Raw genomic sequence first — 18,366 nt, 5'->3', positions numbered from 1 at the left:
GTTAATTTAACTGGCTCACTCAAGATCATTTTTAGCATCCCAATTACAGAAGTCACAACCGCTCATGTCAAATTTTTTGTTTCCTACTCTTCGAGGATAACTGGGATTATATTTAATTGCAAGCCCCCTACGAACCTTCTTGAGAAGCCTGATGTTACAGGTGCGTCGCTTTGAGATTGTCGGTATGCAAGGCGAGGGATTTTCTGGGGCGACGCACCCTACGATCGCAAAAATCTACAATTGTATTGATGCTACAGCCGATCGCAAATTGCCTTTAAATTCGCCTAAAATTCGATCGCACTCTTCCTTGGACAAACCAGTCCAGTGCATCATCAAAGCCAGCTTTACAGATTTGCCACTTTTTTCTAACAAAAAACCCGCTTCATCCCGGCCCAAATCAGTTAAATCCTGCAACATCCGCACCGCCCGATCGCGCAATTTCTTATTAGTTACCGCCACATCAACCATCCGATTGCCGTAAACCTTCCCCAGCTTCACCATTACGCCAGTTGAAAGAATATTTAAAGCCATTTTTGTCACAGTACCAGCTTTCAAGCGCGTCGATCCCGCGACTATCTCCGGGCCAACCAACAACCGAATATCCACATCAGCCTCAAAATTCACCTGTTCCACGGGTACGCAGGCGATAAACACTGTTTTCGCCCCCCGCTGGCGCGCCGCTTGCAAAGCCCCCGCTACAAAGGGCGTTGTACCCCCAGCCGTAATCCCGACAACCACATCGAGATTGTTAATGTGACGGTGGGCGATCGACTCAGCCCCATCTTCAGCCCGATCTTCCAAATCCTCCGAACTCCGCACCAAAGCCCCCGCACCCCCGGCTATTATGCCCTGTACGAGTTCTGGCGGCGTGCAGAAGGTGGGGGGACACTCGGCGGCATCGAGTACCCCCAAACGCCCGGAAGTGCCCGCACCGACGTAAAATAGGCGGCCTCCTTGACGCAGGGATTCGGCGGCAATGTCGATCGCCCGGGCTAACTCTTCGCGGGCACGGGCGATCGCATTTAAGGTTTGGGCGTCTTCCCGGTTGAACAAGTCCACCAATTCGATCGAGCTCAGTTGGTCTAAATTCGCGCTGTTGGCATTCACCTGTTCCGTCAGCAGATGCCCCCGTTCTTCCAAATTCTTCATTTTTTGTCAGTTATTAACGATCGGTTGGCAATTTTTGCTTTTGGTGGGAAGAGTCAGGAGACATACAGAGTCACAGCTTCAGCCTGGAAGCCTGTATCTAGAAATCGAGTCTGGGATTGAGAATGCTGGAAGATATCAAATTTATCCTTCTTCCCTCTTCCCTCTTCCCTCTTCCCTCTTCCTTCTTCCTTCTTCCTTCTTCCTTCTTCCTTTTTTGCTTCTGGTGGGCAGAGTCAGGAGACATACACAGTCCCAGCTTCAGCCTGGAAGCCTGTATCTAGAAATCGAGTCTAGAATTGAGAATGCTGGAAGATATCAAATTTATCCTTCTTCCCTCTTCCTTCTTCCTTCTTCCTTCTTCCTTCTTCCTTCGTGATTACAAAAGTCCTTCGAGTCGGCGACGCATAGAATCCAATTCGTCTTGGGAAACCTCAGAATCTGACTCTGGCTGTGACTCCGGTTCCGACTGCCCCTGGGCCTGCCACTGAGTCTGTGTTACATTGTCTTCTGGCGGAATCGCTAGCGCGCCCGCCGGCACCAGTTCCCAATCATAATCAACACTGTCGCAGAACTCCTTAATTTCCTCATCGTCGATCGCCTCGACAGCGGGTTCGGGAAAATCCTGAGCTTCCAACATCACGCCAAAGCGTGTGGCGTCGTCTTCTGACTCAAACATCAGAACTTTGTTGCGATCGCCGAGTTGAATGGTGTGAATTCCCTCATTCTCGGTGCGGGCATTGAAGAGTAAGACGAACACTCGCATAAGTTTTAAAGACCTTCTTAACCACCGTTTTTTTATCTTAGAAGCGATCGGGCGATTTTAGATTTTAGATTTTAGATTGACTGTCGGTTGTAGGATGTGTGGCGATTTTAGATTAAGTTTGGTAAAGATTTCTGGAGTCTGTGAGACATGGAGGGGGGTGAATATTGAAGTTTGATTGTGCGATCGGCACTTTCGAGCTCAGTTGTGAGTCTAGCAAAGACAGAAAGCCTCCGTCAGCATCCCAGAATTTTTTAGCTGTACTGCATTTAAATTGTATATTTCAATTTTCCACCAAAACTCATCCAATCCTCCCCCTCTCTCCCCCTCTCCCCCTCTCCGTATCTCCCTATCTCCCTATCTCTCCCCCAACTGTCAACTGTCAACTGTCAACTGTTGAACCCCACTCCCCCAACTGTTGAACCCCACTCCCCCAACTGTCAACTGTTGAACCCCTCTCCCCCAACTGTCAACTGTCAACTGTCAACTGTCAACTGCTGAACCCAACTGTCAACTGTCAACTGTTGAACCCCACTCCCCCAACTGTCAACTGTCAACTGTCAACTGTCAACTGTTGAACCCAACTGTCAACTGTCAACTGTTGAACCCCATCTCAAACCGGCTGATTTCCTCAATTTCTGAATTCTCACAATCTCTGAGAAATAAGCATGACTAACTCGGACGATGACAAAAAACAACTCGCACCCCGTTCTGGGCGCCACTGGTGGCGTATCTTGCTGCTTAGCGGTACGGGAGTGGGCATTCTCGGCGTGGTTGGGGCGGTGGCCGCACGGGAGTGGGTGCAGAAAAAGTTAGCTCCTTTGGTGGCCTCTGAGGTCAGTCAGACGCTGAAGCGGCCGGTGCAAATCGGACGTTTGGAGCGATTTTCTCCGATCGGTTTGCGGTTTGGTCGATCGACTGTACCTGCAACTGCGATCGATCCAGATTACGCTTCTACAGAAGCAGTGGAAGTGAAATTTTCAATTTGGCCGCTGCTGTTCAACCGCACTCTCAAACTAGATATTACGTTAGTTAAGCCTAGTGCTTATATCGAACAGGATGCTGAAGGCCGCTGGGTTAATATTCCCACCCAAGACAAAAAATCTGCGGGTTTATTTAAAACGGAAATTGAAGCAATTCGAGTTGAAAATGCCGGTGCAGTTTTAGTGCCTAGTCCCGCAGTCGGAAAAAAAACTTCGGCTCCGATTTCCGTAACTCTCAAAAATGGCAGCGCTTTATTTCGCGAGCAAAATCAGCGCGTTCTCTACGAACTTAACGGTCAGTTTACCAATAATGACAATTTTGCAGTCAAAGCCGACTCTCTATTGCCTGCGGCTCAAACTAACGTGCTACTGCAATCGCAAAACTTACCTTTGTCCGACATCGCTCGCTTGCTGAAAATTTCCGGAATTTCTCTACAAAAAGGTCTGGCAAATAGCAATTTAACTGTGCAAGTGCGAGACAATAAATTATCTGGAATTACAGGAACGGCGAGTTTTGCCGGAGTGCAAGCAAGTATCAAACCGCTGAAACAGATTATCCAAAATGGTAGCGGTCAATTGCGGTTTCAGGGAACTAATTTAATTGTCGATAGTCTCACAGGTAATTACGGTCTAATTCCGGTTCAAATAGCAGGAACAGTTGCCACTGGAACTAATTTCAATACCGAACAAGCGAGTTTCAATCTGATAACTAACGTGCAACCGGTAGCTGTGGCAAGTGTGGTGAATGCGGTGGAAGCAGAGTTAGGGCAGAAAGTTGTATTGCCGATCGCAGTTGCCGGAGAAGTTAAGGCGGATGCTAAGCTGACTGGAACCGTTGCAAATCCAGCGATCTCAGGTACGATCGCCTCGACAAAACCCGCTACGGTCGATCGCCTGCAACTAAACAATATTAGCACTAATTTCAAACTAGAGCGGGGGAGAATCGCTTCAACTCCAACGCCGAATTCTCCACCGTCAACTGTGCCGTTGTCCTCTTTAGCTTTGACATTGAGCGATATATTAGTTGTGCCGGCGGCGGGCGGTAAAATTGGTGGCAAAGGTGAAGTCGATATAACGTTGGGAAGTGAGAATTCGCGATCGGGTTTGGTGTTCGATTTGCAAGCGGAAAATCTGCCCGCAGATGCGATCGCCCAAATTTACGCTCTCCCGATTCCCGCTGCTGTTAAAATTGGTAGTGTTACCGCCAAAGCTCAAGTTTTCGGGCCGTTAAATAATATCCAAGCTAGAGCTAAATGGCAAGCACCACAAGGGACTTTTCCGGCTAGCGGCGAAATTCGCGCCGGAGGTAATACGGCGGATTTGCAAAATACCGTTGTCAAAATTGGCGATGCTACGGTGAATGTGGATGCGGCGATCCAAGACCGTCAGTGGGAAGCTATAATCAAGGGCGATCGCGTGGCATTGAAAAGTTTGCAGCCACTGATTCCCGGACTTAATTTACCTCCTGAATTAGCAGGTTTGTTCAGCGGCACCGCCGAAGTTGCGGGAACTCTGGACGATTTGAGTTTAAATGGTATTTATGCTAGCGGCAAAGGAACGCTGAATCTTGCTGATAGCATTGTTGATGTTAATGGCAAACTGGAATCAGGCCGCTGGCAAGCTTCTGGCAAAACCGAACAAGTTGCCGTCAATCGCTTACTCGATATTGGCTTGCCATTTTTGGCGATCGCAAATTCTGCAAATCTCGACAATCTAAAATCCAAAATCCAAAATCTAAAATCTCTGGGCGGACAGCTAGCAGGAGAATTTCAAGCTGCGGGAAATGTTGACAATTTAACCGCTAGCGGCATCAATCTAAGTACAAATGGCAAACTCAATATTGCCGACAGCAGTGTCAATCTCAAAGGAGAATTGACAGACGGAAACTGGCAAGTAACCGCAGAAACCGATCGCACTTCTATCAGCCGCCTGGTAGATTTAACACTACCATTTTTAGATGTGGCTTCTGCATTCAATCCCGAAAACCCGCAATCTGCCAATCTGAAATCTAAAATCCAAAATCTCAAATCGATAGACGGCCAGTTATCGAGTCAATTTACAGCTTCTGGAAGTCTTGACAATTTGACAGCTAGCGCAATTAATGTCGGCGGTAGTGGCAAACTAAATCTGGGCGGCAACAATGTCAATTTTAAAGGAGAATTGGCACGGGGAAATTGGCAGGGAAGCGCAGAAACCGTTAGCGCAGCCCTCGAAGAGGATCGCACTTCGATCGCCAGCCTGGTAAATTTAGGATTGTCGCTGTTAGATGTGGGCTTAGCTTTTACGGCTGACAATCCCCAAATAGTCGCCAATATCAACAATCTAAGATCCAAAATCCAAAATCTCAAATCGCTTGACGGACAAATATCGAATCAAATTCAAGCGGCGGGAAGTCTTGACAAATCAAGCATCGCCGATGTTTCTGTCAACAGCAGCGGCAAACTGAATATTGCCGGCGGTACGGTTGATTTTAAGGGAAAATTGGATGCTGGACAATGGCAAGCTGTCGCGGATCTCGATCGAGTTATTCTCAGCCGCCTAGAACAAACTGTTCGCAATCTCCAACTGTTTACTCTCACGGCGACTTTGCCGAAAGGATTTGACGGCAGAGTTAACGGCCAATATCAAGCAGCGGGAAGTTTGGATAATTTGACAGCTAAAGGAATTCGTGCTAGCGGGGAAGGACAGATTTTGGTCGATCGACTCGGGGCGATCGATACTACGGCAAAATTGGAAAACGGCAACTTAGAAGCATTGCTGGCAACCAACGGAGTTACAGTCAGCAATTTAGAACAAACCCTCAAACAAACAGGTTTGCTGACAACCAATTTACCGCGAGAAATTGCCGGAACCCTCGACGGCAAACTCCGAATTGTGGGAAATACAGATAATTTAACCGCCAACGGCATCACCGCCAACGGCGGCGGACAAATTCGACTCGCCAACGGCGGCGGAATTGTCAACGCCACAGGCAGCGCGCAATCCGGGAATTGGCGCGCGTCAATAGAAGGCGACCAAATTGCCCTAAGTCGCTTCCAGAAAGCCTTTGAAGCCCAGCGCCAAAGCTTGCAAGCCAACGGTTTAGTCTCCCAAGCCCAAAATCTTCCCTTACTGCGAGGACTATTTAACGGGAATGTCAATTTATCCGGCCCGATTGCGGCTGCTTCCCCGCAAACACTTCGCGCCGGCGGCAGTTTCCGCATCTCGGAATTGCCATTTCTCAAACAACCTTTTGATGCAATATTTAACTGGGATGGCAAACGGATAGAAGTAGAACAAGCTGCAACTCGCGGTTTGACAGCCAGTGGATTTGTCGGCGTTGAGTTGGCTGGGAAAGGATTGCCCTCAATTTCCAATCTAGATTTGGATGTAAAACTCTCCAACTTTAACCTGGAAGCCTTGCCAGCAGAACAGTTGGCATTTCTGAGACCCATGGGTCTCAAAAATGCTTCAGAGAAAAATCAGCCTGTCCGCGGCAATGTTGATTTCACGGGGCGCCTCACGGGAACCCTCGCCGCCCTGAGTTTAGTTGGCGACGTGGAAGTGCGGAATTTAGGAGTAAATGAAGTCGCTTTTGACTCGGTACTGGCGGGGAAAGTTACTGCAAGTTCCGATAAAAGTGTAGATTTGCGTTTAGCCGGCCCCCAAGACAAAATCGAAGTCGCTTTAAATCAGTCGTTTTTGCCGACATCATTCTTAGTTAAACGTGGCGAATCGATAGCCCGCGGCCAAGCTGAGGGCGAAACTTTGCGAGTCAATTTAAGCGATTTCCCCCTGGCTGCTTTGAATCTCTCACCGGGAAAAGAGGCAGGTTTGGGGCCGATAACCGGTACTGTTTCGGGACAAGTCAACGTACCCGGTTGGAAGATGCCGTTAAATCCAGCGACTTTGCAAGCAACCGGACAAATTGCGATCGCCCAACCAGCGATCGGCTACATTAAAGGTGACAGTTTCCAAGCCGAATTCAGTTATGCTAACGGCAGCGCCAGTCTCACCAACGGCATCTTCAGGCAAGGTACCGGTCAATACTCCATTTCCGGCAACGTCAAAGCAGGGGCAAATCCCGAATTTGCCGGGAAAGTTAACATCCAGCAAGGGAATTTGCAGCAAGTTTTAGCCGCTTTGCAGTATTTCAATTTAGGAGATTTGGCGAGAGGCTTAAAATCTCCCGTTTACGGTAACAGCGGTGACGTGCAAACTGTGGCAGTCGGAGAACCGGAAGCGCCGTTAATCGAACAGTTGCGCCGCTTGGCAGAAATCGAAGTAATCTTGCAGCAGCAGCAAGCTGTCAAATCAGCGGAAAAATTGCCCGCCTTATCTCAATTGCAGGGAACTTTTGGGGGCGAAATTGCAGTTGCAGGTTCTCTCCGAACAGGCGTGCAAGCTCAATTTAACGTCAAAGGCGATAATTGGCAGTGGGGAAAATATGTCGCCGAACAGTTTAGCATTGAAGGCAGTTTTCAGGACGGGATTTTAACCGTGTTGCCGCTGGAAATTAGATCGGGCAAAAGTGCGATCGGATTTTCGGGACAACTGGGACAAAAAGCGCAATCCGGGCAGTTGCGGGTAGAAAATGTACCCGTAGAAGAGTTAGCAAAACTAATCGAATTGCCCTTTGTAGACGTAACCGGAAACTTAAATTTGCGGGCAAACTTAGCTGGAAGTTTAGAAAATCCGCAAGCCACCGGCGAATTAAGTTTGCTGGACGGAACGCTAAACGGAGAACCGATTAAAAAAGCCGACAGCAGTTTCAGTTATAGCAACGCCCGCCTCAATTTTGGGGGCAGCGCTTTGGTAACTCAAACCGAACCAATTGAAGTACAGGGAAGTTTGCCTTTTGAGTTACCCTTTGCTGCGGTAAAACCCGACAACAATCAAATAGATTTAAGGGCGAATTTACAGAATGAAGGATTAGCAATTATTAATGTCTTAACTCCCCAAATTGGCTGGGTTAATGGCAAGGGACAGGTGCAAATTCGCATCGGAGGGACGCTGCAACAGCCTGTAGCGCAAGGAATTGCGAATTTTGAAAATGCAACCGTCCGGGCGAGAGCTTTCCCAGAACCGGTGACAGGGCTGACTGGGACAGTGCGCTTTGAGGGCGATCGCATTCGAGTAGAACAAATTCGGGGACAATTAAGTAAAGGGGAAGTTGTCGCCCAGGGCGTGATTCCATTGTCTGTGCCCTTTGCCGAGGGCGATGTCGATGCAGCGAATCCTTTGGCTGTCAATCTAGATAAATTGGCATTGAATCTTAGAGGATTGTATCGCGGTGGCGCAGTCGGTCAAGTCCAAGCAACAGGTACAGCTTTGCGGCCGCAGTTGAGCGGTAAAATTGAACTGTACGACGGCGAAGTATTTCTCCCCAGCGCCGGCGGCGGCGGAACTCGGTTAGCTTCTTCTTCTTCCCCTTCCCCTGCCGGTGTCGATTCTCCTTCAACATCTTCTCCTTCCGATTCTCCTCCGACATCTTCGGCTTCCGCTTCCCCTGCCTTTGAAGTTGGATTAAATGATTTGGGGCTCAAATTAGGGCGGGGAGTGCGGGTAACGAGTGCGCCGATATTAAATTTTCAGGCGACAGGCGCTTTGACGGTGAATGGAACCTTAGACGATATTCGCCCTGCGGGTACAATTCGGTTGACTTCGGGCGCCGTAAATTTGTTTACAACACAGTTTAAACTTGACAAAGGATATCCACAAACAGCTACCTTTGTACCAACACAAGGACTCGATCCGACATTGGATGTAAGATTAGCAACGTCAGTACAAGAAGTATCGCGGTTTCGCACTCCGGGAACATCTGTCGCGTCGGAAATAGCCGACGAACCGACAAGTTTCGGCAGCGTGCGGAGTGTCCGAATTCAAGCATTAGTCAAGGGTAAAGCCTCCCAGTTGGCCGAAAATATCGAGTTGAGGAGTTCTCCAGGGCGATCGTCCACAGAGATTGTAGCGCTATTAGGAGGCAGTTTCGTGCAAACATTAGGACAAGGAGATAGTACACTGGCGATCGCCAATTTAGCAGGTGCAGGATTATTCAACAACCTGCAATCCGTGATTACCAACGCCACCGGATTGAGCGAATTTAGGTTATTTCCCACACGAATTAGAGGAAACGAAGGACAAACAGCCAGTTCCAGTTCAGGGGCTGGGGCCGGTGCAGGTTCCCTCGGTATAGGCCTAGAAGTCGGGGCCGATATCACGCGCAATCTTTCAGCATCAATCATTCGAGTATTGTCAGCAAATCAGCCAACAGAATTCAACGTGCGGTATCGTTTAAACGACAAAATATTGCTCAGAGGTTCAACCAATTTCCAAGGAGACAATCGCGTCACCGCCGAATACGAATTGAGATTTTAGGCAATTGGTTCGTAGTGAGGACTTTAGTCCTTCTTCCCGAGGACTTGCATTCCCAACAATCAAACCATTGTACAGATAATTGACAGAGCAATTGGTTCGTAGTGAGGACTTTAGTCCTTCTTCCAAAGGACAGAGCAATTGGTTGGTAGTGAGGACTTTAGTCCTTCTTCCAAAGGACAGAGCAATTGGTTCGTAGTGAGGACTTTAGTCCTTCTTCCAAAGGACTTGCATTCCCAACAATCAAACCCTCGTACAAATAATTGACAGAGCATAATATCAGGTCAAAAACTGTAACAAAGATTTTGTAAACTAGGGACACAAACGGATATTACAAATTCCCAAATTCCCAATGCCCAATTCCGCATTAATTTGCTATAATATAAATAGCAAAACCAAAACGGTACTGCAAACCCCGCACACAAGGTTATAGGAGTTAAGTCAAATGGCAAACAAACTCCAAGTGAAAACACAGTCAATCGGCTACAGCGACTTATACTGGAACCGATTTAGTCCGAGAGTAGCGACTATCAGCAGCATCCGCAACGCCAACCACTGGGACGGCGGATTTATCACCTACATTGCATATCCCACAAAAGTAGAAGCCACAGCAGCAATGAAACATTTGCTACTGAATCAAAAAGCTGCGGATGTTGATATGCGGAAAGCCAAGCGGATGAAAGCAAAAGGCATTCGGTGGGAACTCAAAATTCGGGGTTTAGCTTTTAATGAAGTGTTGAAACTGGCAACAATGGATATAACTGGAAAGCTAGTTATGTCACCTGTAACAACTACTCAAGCCACAGGCTGATAGCTGCATACCTAGGATAGGTTGGGTAGAGACCACAAAACCCAACCCTTCCAATAGTTATCAATACCCATCTTATCTCTTTTTCTCCTCCTCTGTGTCCTCAGCGCCCTAGAAGAGTTAATAAAACCAAAAAATCCTCTAAAATATATGCGTTTCATCAGCCCCAAAACAGACTTTGCATTCAAAAAAATATTCGCTTCTTCCGAACATCCAGAAATTTTAATCAGCTTCCTAAATGCAATGCTGTACAACGGAGAACCTACAATTCAAGAATTAGAAATAATTGACCCTTATTCAGCCGGAAGCGTCACAGGATTAAAAGACACCTACCTGGATGTCAAAGCCAAGATTACCGGAAACAAAACCGTAATAGTCGAAATGCAGGTACTCAACGTCGCCGCCTTTGAAAAACGAGTAGTGTACAATGCAGCCAAAACCTATTCTACTCAACTGAAAGCTGGAGACGGTTACTTAAGATTAAATCCAGTCATTGCTTTAACCATCACCGATTTTATCTTATTTGAAAACACCGAAAAACTAATTTCAAAGTTTGAATTCACAGAAACTGAAGAGAAATTCGTCTATCCCAACTGCGAGTTAAAGTTAGTGTTTGTCGAGTTACCGAAATTCAAAAAAGAATTGAATGAACTTGAAACTCTGCCGGAAAAATGGATTTACTTTATGAAAAACGCGCCCTCTTTGGAAGCAGTACCAGAGACATTGGAGTCTGTGGTCGAGATTAATAGCGCGCTGGAAATTGCCAACCGAGCTAATTTGACAGTCAAAGAAGCGGCAGATTTGGACAAGCGAGAAATGTTTATCCAAGATCAGCTTGGATCTGTAATGAAAGGGATAGAAATTGGTCTACAGCAGGGAATTGAACAGGGAATACAACAAGGAATAGAACAAGGAATAGAACAAGGAATCGAAAGGGGAATAGAACAGGGAATCGAAAGGGGAATAGAACAGGGAATCGAACAAGGGATAGAACAGGGAATCGAAAGGGGTAAAATTGAGGGGGAAATAGGATTAATTATCCGTCAGATTATGCGGCGGGTGGGTGATGTTACACAGGAAGTTCAAAATCGCATCCAGGGGTTATCTGCGGAACAGTTAGATGATTTGGGAGAGGCTTTGTTAGATTTTAGGAGTCAAGAGGATTTGATCGCGTGGTTGGATTCTGCGGTTGGATGAATTGATGAACCTCATCGGGGAATTTTTAAAGCGGATTTGGTATAATACCAAATCCGGGTTAGTTATGACTCGGCGGTTGAAACCGCGTCTACACGAACGAAGCCGGCCTACGCCGACTAAGAGATAAAGGGGGTAAGAAACCCGGATTGCGTATAATTCGCAATCTCTGCATTCATTTAAACTTTAGTATCTGCGGCAACTTCACTCTGTACCAGCATCCAACCTAAGAGTGCTAAAATAAGACCGATCGCCAAAAATCCCAAATCCCAAGCCAACTCGTTAATACCTGGTTTGACGTGGTGGATTCCCAAAATTTGATGGTCAACAATACCTTCTACAAAATCAAACAATCCAGCACCCATTAATATAGAACCGACAAAAGTGGGAGTTGACAAAAGAACATCTTTGTGATTTACAGCCCGCCACAAACAAAAGATTCCCGCCACTGTTACCAACCAATCCGCAGCGTGAAAAAGTCCGTCTCCGATGGTATTCAATTCTAATCCGGCAACGCTAGCATCGGTTTTAACGCTGCTAAACATATGATGCCACTGAAGGAGTTGGTGCAGCACAATGCCGTCAAAAACCCGGATAGACCGATACCGAGGAGAATTCCTGCGATAATTAAAGGTCGGCGGTTGTTAATATGGGTAGCGGGTGAGTTTGTGCGATCGTTCAAGGGAAAACCTCAGATGCTTTAACTGCTGAGCCTCAGCCTGTGAAGAGAGTTGCAAGTACATTTTTTAGTTTTGCTGGGCTGGAAGGGCGATCGCATCATCCGCGAGAGAGATTTCTGGAATGAAGTGCGATCCTCTTCGAGGGCTTCGCTAACGCCCCTTGATTTATGATGCACGATCGGAAAGTGCGATCGTATTTTGCCTGCAATAACCTGTCAAACACCATACAAATACTAATTTATAGTTGTCATTAGGTTAAACCTCAACATATTTGCATAAAGTCCTAGCTTCAGGAATAGACGCACCAGATTGACGCAACTCTTCTAAATAAACAAATATTGCTGCTTTAATTTCTTGTTCTACTTCCTCGACAGTTGTACCTGTTGCGACGCAACCGGGTAAATCTGGAACATAAGCAGAATAATTGCTTTCTGATTTCTGGATCGCAATTGCATAACGTATAATTCTGTTTTGACTATCTGCTTTTGCATCGGTGAGAACAATAAAGCCGATAGGGGTCAATTCCCATCTGTCGCGAGGCGAATTTGTTTCTACATATCGTTGAACCAAGCCATCAGCAGCCAGTTTTTTTAAGACAACCATCATGTCAGGTTCTCGCGGTACATCGCGACGGGAAAGTGCATTGGCGAGTTCGTACCAACTCCACTTTCCTTGACCTTTAGCTACTAATTCAAGGAGCACTAATTCAAGCTGGGTTAATTGAGTTGGGTTTTTCATTTCTCCACAGCTTAGGCAAACTTCAGCGGATGCTTTTAAGATATCACTGCTGTGTACCGTAAAAGTTTATCCACTTCTTTTCTAACTATTTCACCGCTGCAACGAGGGCATTTTTTTTACATAGTTCATTGTGAAATTATACTATGCAAATACGGCTTCTACGGCTTTCGGCAATGCGATGGGTACGAAATATGCAACTGGATACAAATAATCTTCGCCGGATTCATCAATAACTCGGATAAATTGATGTTCCGCAGCGCGATTATCGGGTATGATTCGATAGATTTTTCTCACTTCCAATGATGCTTGATAGTCTTGATTGTTAATGCAAACTACAAATTGTGTTTCTAAGTTATGGGGATTCATGACTCCTCCTATAAAATATATTTGATTTTGATTTCTTTTTTGCCAATGCCGTGTGCTTCGTACCAATGTAACTCAGCTTCGCAGGCTGTACCATCAGTCAGGATAATTGTTGCTATTCCTTTGAGTTTTCTCCAACGTCCATTGCCATAATTTTTCTGCAAACGTTCTAATTCCCGAATTGAGTTGCCAACTGCTATTGTTTCAATATTAGTAATGTTTCCGATAATTTGAAAGTTCATTCGACATCAAACATTATGTTAACAATTAGTGTCGCTGGTAGCAGTTTAGCCCAGTCCGGTGAGTGCCAGGTATCGGAAACGTAGAACAGGCGGGGTTTCGTGGAAACAGCCTTTGTTATTATAATCTGCACGAAACTCTGTAACCCTTAGATGTTAAACTTTACAAGTCTCGACGCGAGAGAAGATCTCTTTCCCATTCCCAATCCCCAACGGTTCCCTCTCTCCCCGGAAGTTGTCCTTTTGGTGCTTTGGTGTCGAATTTTAGCTCGTTTAAATGCAACCATTTTTTATTCACACGCCAACCTACCCGATCGCCAAAAGCATCCCAAATTTTCACATCATATTTTCTGGTTCCTCCCAGACTTTCATAGATGCGTTTCTGCACCGAAAAGCCGAAACGTCCGTTACTGTATTTTACCCAAAGTTGGTCAATAGTTCGTAAGTCTTCACAGGGGAATCGATCGATATCTTCAGCCCTCAGCAAGCCATCCTTTGTTCTCCCCGCTGCTTCCAGCATTTTTTTATACGTTTCCTCATCCGCCTCTTCCCATTTTCCGCTAGCCAACAGCCGATCGAGTTGACGATAATCGACTCCTTTTGCTGAAATCAAATTTACAGGTTGTGGCGGTGGCTGCGGGCTAGGAATCGTTGGCAAAACACTCGCTCTTTGCCTCCAATTACCAAGGGTAGGTTGAGGAAGCATAGCCAACCATTTTCCCACCGACTGAGGGCGTTTTGTCGCATCCATTTCCATCCCTTTGATAATTGCCCGATGCACCGCATCGCTAATATTAGGATTAATCTGAAACGGCGGCTTTAAAGGATGATTTAAAGCCCTCAAGAATGCAGCAGTTGGTGGTGTACTCGTTAGCATATAGTATAGCGTTGCCGCCAGAGCATAAACATCTGTGTACTCAGCAAATCTGCCCATTTCCCCGTACTGTTCGGGAGGCGCAAAACCATGTGTAAATCCAAAAGTCATTTGCTGAGTGCGATCGGGAATAAAACCCCGTGCCAAACCAAAGTCAATCAAAACTGCATCTCGATTGTCACGCACCATAAGGTTTTGTGGCTTGATATCCCGATGCAGTAAACCTTTTTCGTGAACAACTATTACGGCTTCTCCTGCTTTGCGGATGTAGTTTAAAGCTTCGGTTTCCGACAACAGGATACCGCGCTTTTCTACCAACTTCCACAAATCTTCCCCTGCCACATATTCCATCGCAATACAGGGCAAATCACCATCAATGAAATAGTTGTCTATTTGCACAATATTGGGATGTTTGCACAAAGATAGCAGTAGCGCCTCATCCCTGAATTTGTCCCGAAACCGGGCAAAATTTGGATCTCTCAATAATTCATCTTTCAGCGTTTTGATGACAACCCGCTGCCTGTTTTGCGCCTTCTGCGCTAGGTACGTGACCCCAAAGCCGCCCTCACCTAACTTGCCTTCAATAATATACCGATCGCCATTTAACCCCTGCCCCGGTGTCCAAACCATTCCCCTCACCGCCAACCAATATTAATTTTTATCTCGGCCTAGCCTGTATTTTAACTGTATTTTGTAGGTTGGGTTTAGTTCCACGGGCCCAACTTCATTGCGCTTTCCCGGTGATGGTTGGCTTTTAGTTCGATCGCCCTTTTCCTACATAATTTCGATCGACAAATTCGCCACAATCCCATTAAGAATCCTAAATCCCAAAACCTCTTTGCCCAAACTGACCCTTTCTGTGCAAACCTAAAAAACAGCAGACACAATTTTATAGACTTTAATTACAGAACACTAGCAACCAGTTATGCAAACTCTGCCCAACCCCACTAAAACCCCCACCGCCGAGCCCATCTTCGACACTGCCATCAAACGCCGCAAAACCCGTCCCGTCAAAGTCGGCAGTATCACGATCGGCGGAGGCAACCCAGTCGTCGTACAATCGATGATTAACGAAGATACCCTCGACATCGACGGATCGGTCGCAGGAATTCGGCGCTTGCACGAGATAGGCTGCGAAATCGTCCGCGTTACCGTGCCTAGCATGGCCCACGCCAAAGCTTTAGCCGAAATCAAGCAAAAATTGCACGAAACCTACCAAGCTGTGCCCCTGGTTGCCGATGTCCACCACAACGGGATGAAAATTGCGCTGGAAGTCGCCAAACACGTAGACAAAGTGAGAATCAATCCGGGTTTGTACGTGTTCGAGAAGCCGAAAGCCGACAGAAGCGAATACACTGACGCGGAATTCGCGGAAATTGGCGACAAAATCCGCGAAACCCTGGAACCTCTGGTGATTTCCCTGCGAGATCAAGGTAAAGCTTTGCGAATCGGCGTCAATCACGGTTCCCTGGCAGAACGGATGCTGTTTACCTACGGCGATACTCCGGAAGGTATGGTGGAATCCGCCCTGGAATTTATTAGAATTTGCGAATCCCTCGACTTCCGCAACATCGTGATTTCCCTCAAAGCCTCCCGCGCGCCGGTGATGGTGGCTGCTTACCGCTTGATGGCGCACCGGATGGATGAATTGGGGATGGATTACCCGCTGCATTTGGGCGTTACAGAAGCTGGCGATGGCGAATACGGGCGCATCAAATCCACGGCTGGTATCGCACCGCTGTTAGCTGACGGTATCGGCGATACTATCCGCGTCTCGCTGACTGAGGCGCCGGAAAAGGAGATTCCTGTCTGCTACAGCATTCTGCAAGCTTTGGGATTGCGGAAAACAATGGTTGAGTATGTGGCTTGTCCTTCCTGCGGCCGCACTTTGTTTAATTTGGAGGAAGTGTTACATCAAGTGAGAGAGGCGACGAAGCATCTCACCGGTTTGGATATTGCGGTGATGGGCTGTATTGTCAATGGGCCTGGGGAAATGGCTGATGCTGATTATGGCTATGTCGGGAAGCAACCGGGTTATATTTCTCTGTACCGGGGGCGGGATGAAATTAAGAAGGTTCCTGAGTCTGAAGGTGTGGCAGAATTGATTAATTTGATTAAGTCGGACGATCGCTGGGTTGAACCTGAGTAGGCTTGACTGGATATAGTTTTGAGGTTTGGGGCCCACTAGAAGCCATTGGTGTCAACAATCGCCTGAAACCGTTGAAAAATCTCGCTAGGTACGTAGTTGGGCTTTAGCCCTCTTCGCGTATATGTTTAAAGAGGGCTAAAGCCCAACTACGTACCTTGTCCTAAACCCGCGCCCGCATTCGCGTGCGACAACCTCCGCTTCGGGAATACAACTCGGCAAAGTTGAATAAATATGTATCCAAAATCCGACCAAGCCTTGCCTGTGTTAGATTAGGCGTGATTATTCTGAACTCTTTTCCTCCCGCGCGTCAGACAAATGGTTATAACAAAACGAGGGCTTGTTCTAAGTGCAGCAGCGGTGTTACTCACTGCTGCAACTCTTGCCAACACTGGTTGCAGTTCTAAATCCCTGGCTTCTTTTAGGGGAAGTCCTAAAGAATTGGTTGATGAAGTTTGGCAGATTATTGACAAAAGTTATGTTGATGGCACTTTTAACCAGGTTGACTGGAAAGCGGTGCGGAATGATTATTTGAACCGGACTTATACTAGCGATGAGGAAGCTTATAAAGCAATTCGTGAAATGCTGAAGAAGCTGGACGATCCTTATACGCGGTTTATGAACCCGGAAGAGTTCAAAAATATGCAGGTTGAAACTTCTGGTGAACTCACAGGAGTTGGGATTCAGTTGACTCAAGATGAGAAAACTAAGAAATTGGTGGTGATTTCTCCCATTGAGGATACTCCTGCTTTTACTGCTGGTATTCTAGCAAAAGATATCATTACTAAGATTGATGGGAAGAGCACGGTCGGTATGGATACGAATCAAGCGGTAAGTTTGATTCGCGGCCAGGCTAATACTGAGGTGACTCTGACTATTTTGCGGGACAAAAAGGAAATAGATTTTAAGCTCAAACGCGCTAAAATTGAAATTCATCCCGTGCGGAAGTCGGTGCAGAAAAGCCCGATCGGCGAAATTGGCTATATTCGCTTAAATCAGTTTAGCGCGAACGCTGCATCGGAAATGCGATCGGCAATTAAGGATTTGGAACAGAAAAAGGTGACGGGCTATATTCTAGACTTGCGTTCCAATCCGGGTGGGTTGCTCTACGGCAGTATTGAAATTGCTCGGATGTGGCTCAAAGAAGGTACGATCGTCTCTACGGTCGATCGCGTCGGTGAGGCCGATCGACAAACCGCAAACAAGGGAGAGATTACCGATAAACCTTTAGTTGTACTCGTAGACGGCGGTTCAGCAAGTGCTAGCGAGATTCTATCCGGTGCTTTGCAAGACAACAAGCGTGCGGTTTTGGTGGGAACCAAGACGTTTGGTAAGGGTTTGGTTCAGTCGGTACGCGGCGTGGGAAATGGTGCAGGTTTGGCGGTGACAATTGCCAAGTATTTTACTCCCAATGGCACTGATATCAATCACATGGGAATTAAACCGGATTTTCTGGTTGAACTCACTGACGCTCAAAAACAGGAGTTGCGGCGCGATCGCGATAAAATTGCTACGACGGCCGATCCGCAGTACGCGAAAGCTTTGGAAATTTTGACTAATAAAGTTACTGGTAAAACAGGGAACGATAAGGCGGAGTCGAAACCGAATACTGCGTCACCTAAGCCGAATGCGGCCCAGGCTAAACCGAGTGTGGCACCTGCTAAATCTAAGTAGTTTTTAGTTACAAAAGCTTCAGCAAAGAAGGACTAAAGTCCTCACTACGAACCTGGTTTGTAGTGAGGACTTTAGTCCTTCCAAGTTCGTTTATTTCGGTTGACATTTACCAGCGCGAATTAAACCGATGCGTCGGGCGATCGCATCTTCAGCAGAATCGTAAGGGCCCCACTGTTCTATAATAGTGGGGCTTTGCTGTGCGATTTGGGCCGGCAAAATCTCGCAATTACCAGCAGGACGTTTGACAATATAAAATTTATCTGATTCTGTCATAGCTAACTGTAGTTTAGACTAAAAAATGAGCGCAGCTAAAAGTAGCCACCTTTGAATCTCAGGCAAGCTGTTGCTCAAAAATTCAAAAAGTAGAAGATTAAATAGCTAATCTTGAAGACTTTTTGCGCCGA

General features: G+C 46.7%; 15 protein-coding genes. 6 read left to right on the top strand and 9 right to left on the bottom strand.

What is annotated here, in order from left to right; translation table 11 throughout:
• Positions 1-234 precede the first annotated feature (234 nt).
• From murQ to QZW82_RS30580, 3 genes are all read right to left on the bottom strand, one after another.
• Positions 235-1,149, bottom strand: a complete 915-nt coding sequence (gene murQ, locus QZW82_RS30590; RefSeq protein ID WP_293157627.1) for an N-acetylmuramic acid 6-phosphate etherase — start codon at positions 1,147-1,149, stop codon at positions 235-237.
• A gap of 97 nt (positions 1,150-1,246) precedes the next feature.
• Positions 1,247-1,393 carry a hypothetical protein gene (locus tag QZW82_RS30585; RefSeq protein ID WP_293157624.1) on the bottom strand — a complete coding sequence of 49 codons (147 nt, stop codon included), beginning with the start codon at positions 1,391-1,393 and terminating at the stop codon, positions 1,247-1,249.
• 132 nt (positions 1,394-1,525) lie between these two features.
• A complete protein-coding gene (locus QZW82_RS30580; protein WP_293157621.1) occupies positions 1,526-1,912 on the bottom strand; it encodes a DUF3110 domain-containing protein in 387 nt (128 codons plus the stop codon).
• Positions 1,913-2,577: 665 nt separating this feature from the next.
• On the opposite strand from QZW82_RS30580, the gene QZW82_RS30575 reads away from it, so the two are divergent.
• From QZW82_RS30575 to QZW82_RS30565, 3 genes are all read left to right on the top strand, one after another.
• Positions 2,578-9,249, top strand: a complete 6,672-nt coding sequence (locus QZW82_RS30575) for a translocation/assembly module TamB (protein ID WP_293157618.1) — start codon at positions 2,578-2,580, stop codon at positions 9,247-9,249.
• A gap of 442 nt (positions 9,250-9,691) precedes the next feature.
• Positions 9,692-10,057: a hypothetical protein gene (locus QZW82_RS30570; RefSeq protein ID WP_293157615.1), complete on the top strand. Its 366-nt coding sequence runs from the start codon at positions 9,692-9,694 to the stop codon at positions 10,055-10,057.
• A gap of 147 nt (positions 10,058-10,204) precedes the next feature.
• Entirely contained in the window at positions 10,205-11,251 is a 1,047-nt protein-coding gene (locus QZW82_RS30565; RefSeq protein WP_293157612.1) for an Rpn family recombination-promoting nuclease/putative transposase, read from the top strand.
• 176 nt (positions 11,252-11,427) lie between these two features.
• Here the strand turns inward: QZW82_RS30565 and QZW82_RS30560 are convergent, their stop codons facing one another.
• Positions 11,428-11,793: a DUF2243 domain-containing protein gene (locus tag QZW82_RS30560; RefSeq protein ID WP_293157609.1), complete on the bottom strand. Its 366-nt coding sequence runs from the start codon at positions 11,791-11,793 to the stop codon at positions 11,428-11,430.
• On the opposite strand from QZW82_RS30560, the gene QZW82_RS30555 reads away from it, so the two are divergent.
• Entirely contained in the window at positions 11,794-11,952 is a 159-nt protein-coding gene (locus QZW82_RS30555) for a hypothetical protein (RefSeq protein WP_293157606.1), read from the top strand.
• A 231-nt stretch (positions 11,953-12,183) separates the two neighbouring features.
• Here the strand turns inward: QZW82_RS30555 and QZW82_RS32360 are convergent, their stop codons facing one another.
• From QZW82_RS32360 to QZW82_RS30535, 4 genes are all read right to left on the bottom strand, one after another.
• Positions 12,184-12,666 (bottom strand): type II toxin-antitoxin system HicB family antitoxin, encoded by a 483-nt coding sequence (locus tag QZW82_RS32360; protein ID WP_366665112.1) that lies wholly within the window; start codon positions 12,664-12,666, stop codon positions 12,184-12,186.
• 141 nt (positions 12,667-12,807) lie between these two features.
• Positions 12,808-13,032, bottom strand: a complete 225-nt coding sequence (locus tag QZW82_RS30545) for a hypothetical protein (RefSeq protein WP_293157603.1) — start codon at positions 13,030-13,032, stop codon at positions 12,808-12,810.
• A gap of 8 nt (positions 13,033-13,040) precedes the next feature.
• A complete protein-coding gene (locus QZW82_RS30540) occupies positions 13,041-13,271 on the bottom strand; it encodes a hypothetical protein (RefSeq protein WP_106333955.1) in 231 nt (76 codons plus the stop codon).
• 160 nt (positions 13,272-13,431) lie between these two features.
• Entirely contained in the window at positions 13,432-14,772 is a 1,341-nt protein-coding gene (locus QZW82_RS30535; protein WP_293157596.1) for a serine/threonine-protein kinase, read from the bottom strand.
• A gap of 295 nt (positions 14,773-15,067) precedes the next feature.
• On the opposite strand from QZW82_RS30535, the gene ispG reads away from it, so the two are divergent.
• Positions 15,068-16,291 carry a (E)-4-hydroxy-3-methylbut-2-enyl-diphosphate synthase gene (gene ispG / locus QZW82_RS30530; protein WP_293157593.1) on the top strand — a complete coding sequence of 408 codons (1,224 nt, stop codon included), beginning with the start codon at positions 15,068-15,070 and terminating at the stop codon, positions 16,289-16,291.
• Between the two features lie 315 nt (positions 16,292-16,606).
• Positions 16,607-17,962: a carboxyl-terminal processing protease CtpC gene (gene ctpC, locus QZW82_RS30525; protein ID WP_293157590.1), complete on the top strand. Its 1,356-nt coding sequence runs from the start codon at positions 16,607-16,609 to the stop codon at positions 17,960-17,962.
• 90 nt (positions 17,963-18,052) lie between these two features.
• Here ctpC and QZW82_RS30520 read toward each other — a convergent pair whose 3' ends face one another.
• Entirely contained in the window at positions 18,053-18,235 is a 183-nt protein-coding gene (locus QZW82_RS30520) for a DDE transposase family protein (protein WP_293157588.1), read from the bottom strand.
• Between the last annotated feature and the right edge of the window lie 131 nt (positions 18,236-18,366).

The sequence above is a fragment of the Microcoleus sp. bin48.metabat.b7b8b9.023 genome, from assembly GCF_013299185.1.
Lineage (GTDB): Bacteria > Cyanobacteriota > Cyanobacteriia > Cyanobacteriales > Microcoleaceae > Microcoleus.
The sequence above is the reverse complement of the archived record's forward strand: the minus strand, read 5'-3'. Positions and strand labels throughout refer to the sequence as shown.

Excerpts from the sequence above, each read along its gene's own strand:
- murQ (WP_293157627.1), bottom strand. The coding sequence starts at position 1,149 with ATGAAGAATTTGGAAGAACGGGGGCATCTGCTGACGGAACAGGTGAAT.
- QZW82_RS30585 (WP_293157624.1), bottom strand. The coding sequence starts at position 1,393 with ATGTCTCCTGACTCTGCCCACCAGAAGCAAAAAAGGAAGAAGGAAGAA.
- QZW82_RS30580 (WP_293157621.1), bottom strand. The coding sequence starts at position 1,912 with ATGCGAGTGTTCGTCTTACTCTTCAATGCCCGCACCGAGAATGAGGGA.
- QZW82_RS30575 (WP_293157618.1), top strand. The coding sequence starts at position 2,578 with ATGACTAACTCGGACGATGACAAAAAACAACTCGCACCCCGTTCTGGG.
- QZW82_RS30570 (WP_293157615.1), top strand. The coding sequence starts at position 9,692 with ATGGCAAACAAACTCCAAGTGAAAACACAGTCAATCGGCTACAGCGAC.
- QZW82_RS30565 (WP_293157612.1), top strand. The coding sequence starts at position 10,205 with ATGCGTTTCATCAGCCCCAAAACAGACTTTGCATTCAAAAAAATATTC.
- QZW82_RS30560 (WP_293157609.1), bottom strand. The coding sequence starts at position 11,793 with ATGTTTAGCAGCGTTAAAACCGATGCTAGCGTTGCCGGATTAGAATTG.
- QZW82_RS30555 (WP_293157606.1), top strand. The coding sequence starts at position 11,794 with ATGATGCCACTGAAGGAGTTGGTGCAGCACAATGCCGTCAAAAACCCG.
- QZW82_RS32360 (WP_366665112.1), bottom strand. The coding sequence starts at position 12,666 with ATGAAAAACCCAACTCAATTAACCCAGCTTGAATTAGTGCTCCTTGAA.
- QZW82_RS30545 (WP_293157603.1), bottom strand. The coding sequence starts at position 13,032 with ATGAATCCCCATAACTTAGAAACACAATTTGTAGTTTGCATTAACAAT.
- QZW82_RS30540 (WP_106333955.1), bottom strand. The coding sequence starts at position 13,271 with ATGAACTTTCAAATTATCGGAAACATTACTAATATTGAAACAATAGCA.
- QZW82_RS30535 (WP_293157596.1), bottom strand. The coding sequence starts at position 14,772 with ATGGTTTGGACACCGGGGCAGGGGTTAAATGGCGATCGGTATATTATT.
- ispG (WP_293157593.1), top strand. The coding sequence starts at position 15,068 with ATGCAAACTCTGCCCAACCCCACTAAAACCCCCACCGCCGAGCCCATC.
- ctpC (WP_293157590.1), top strand. The coding sequence starts at position 16,607 with ATGGTTATAACAAAACGAGGGCTTGTTCTAAGTGCAGCAGCGGTGTTA.
- QZW82_RS30520 (WP_293157588.1), bottom strand. The coding sequence starts at position 18,235 with ATGACAGAATCAGATAAATTTTATATTGTCAAACGTCCTGCTGGTAAT.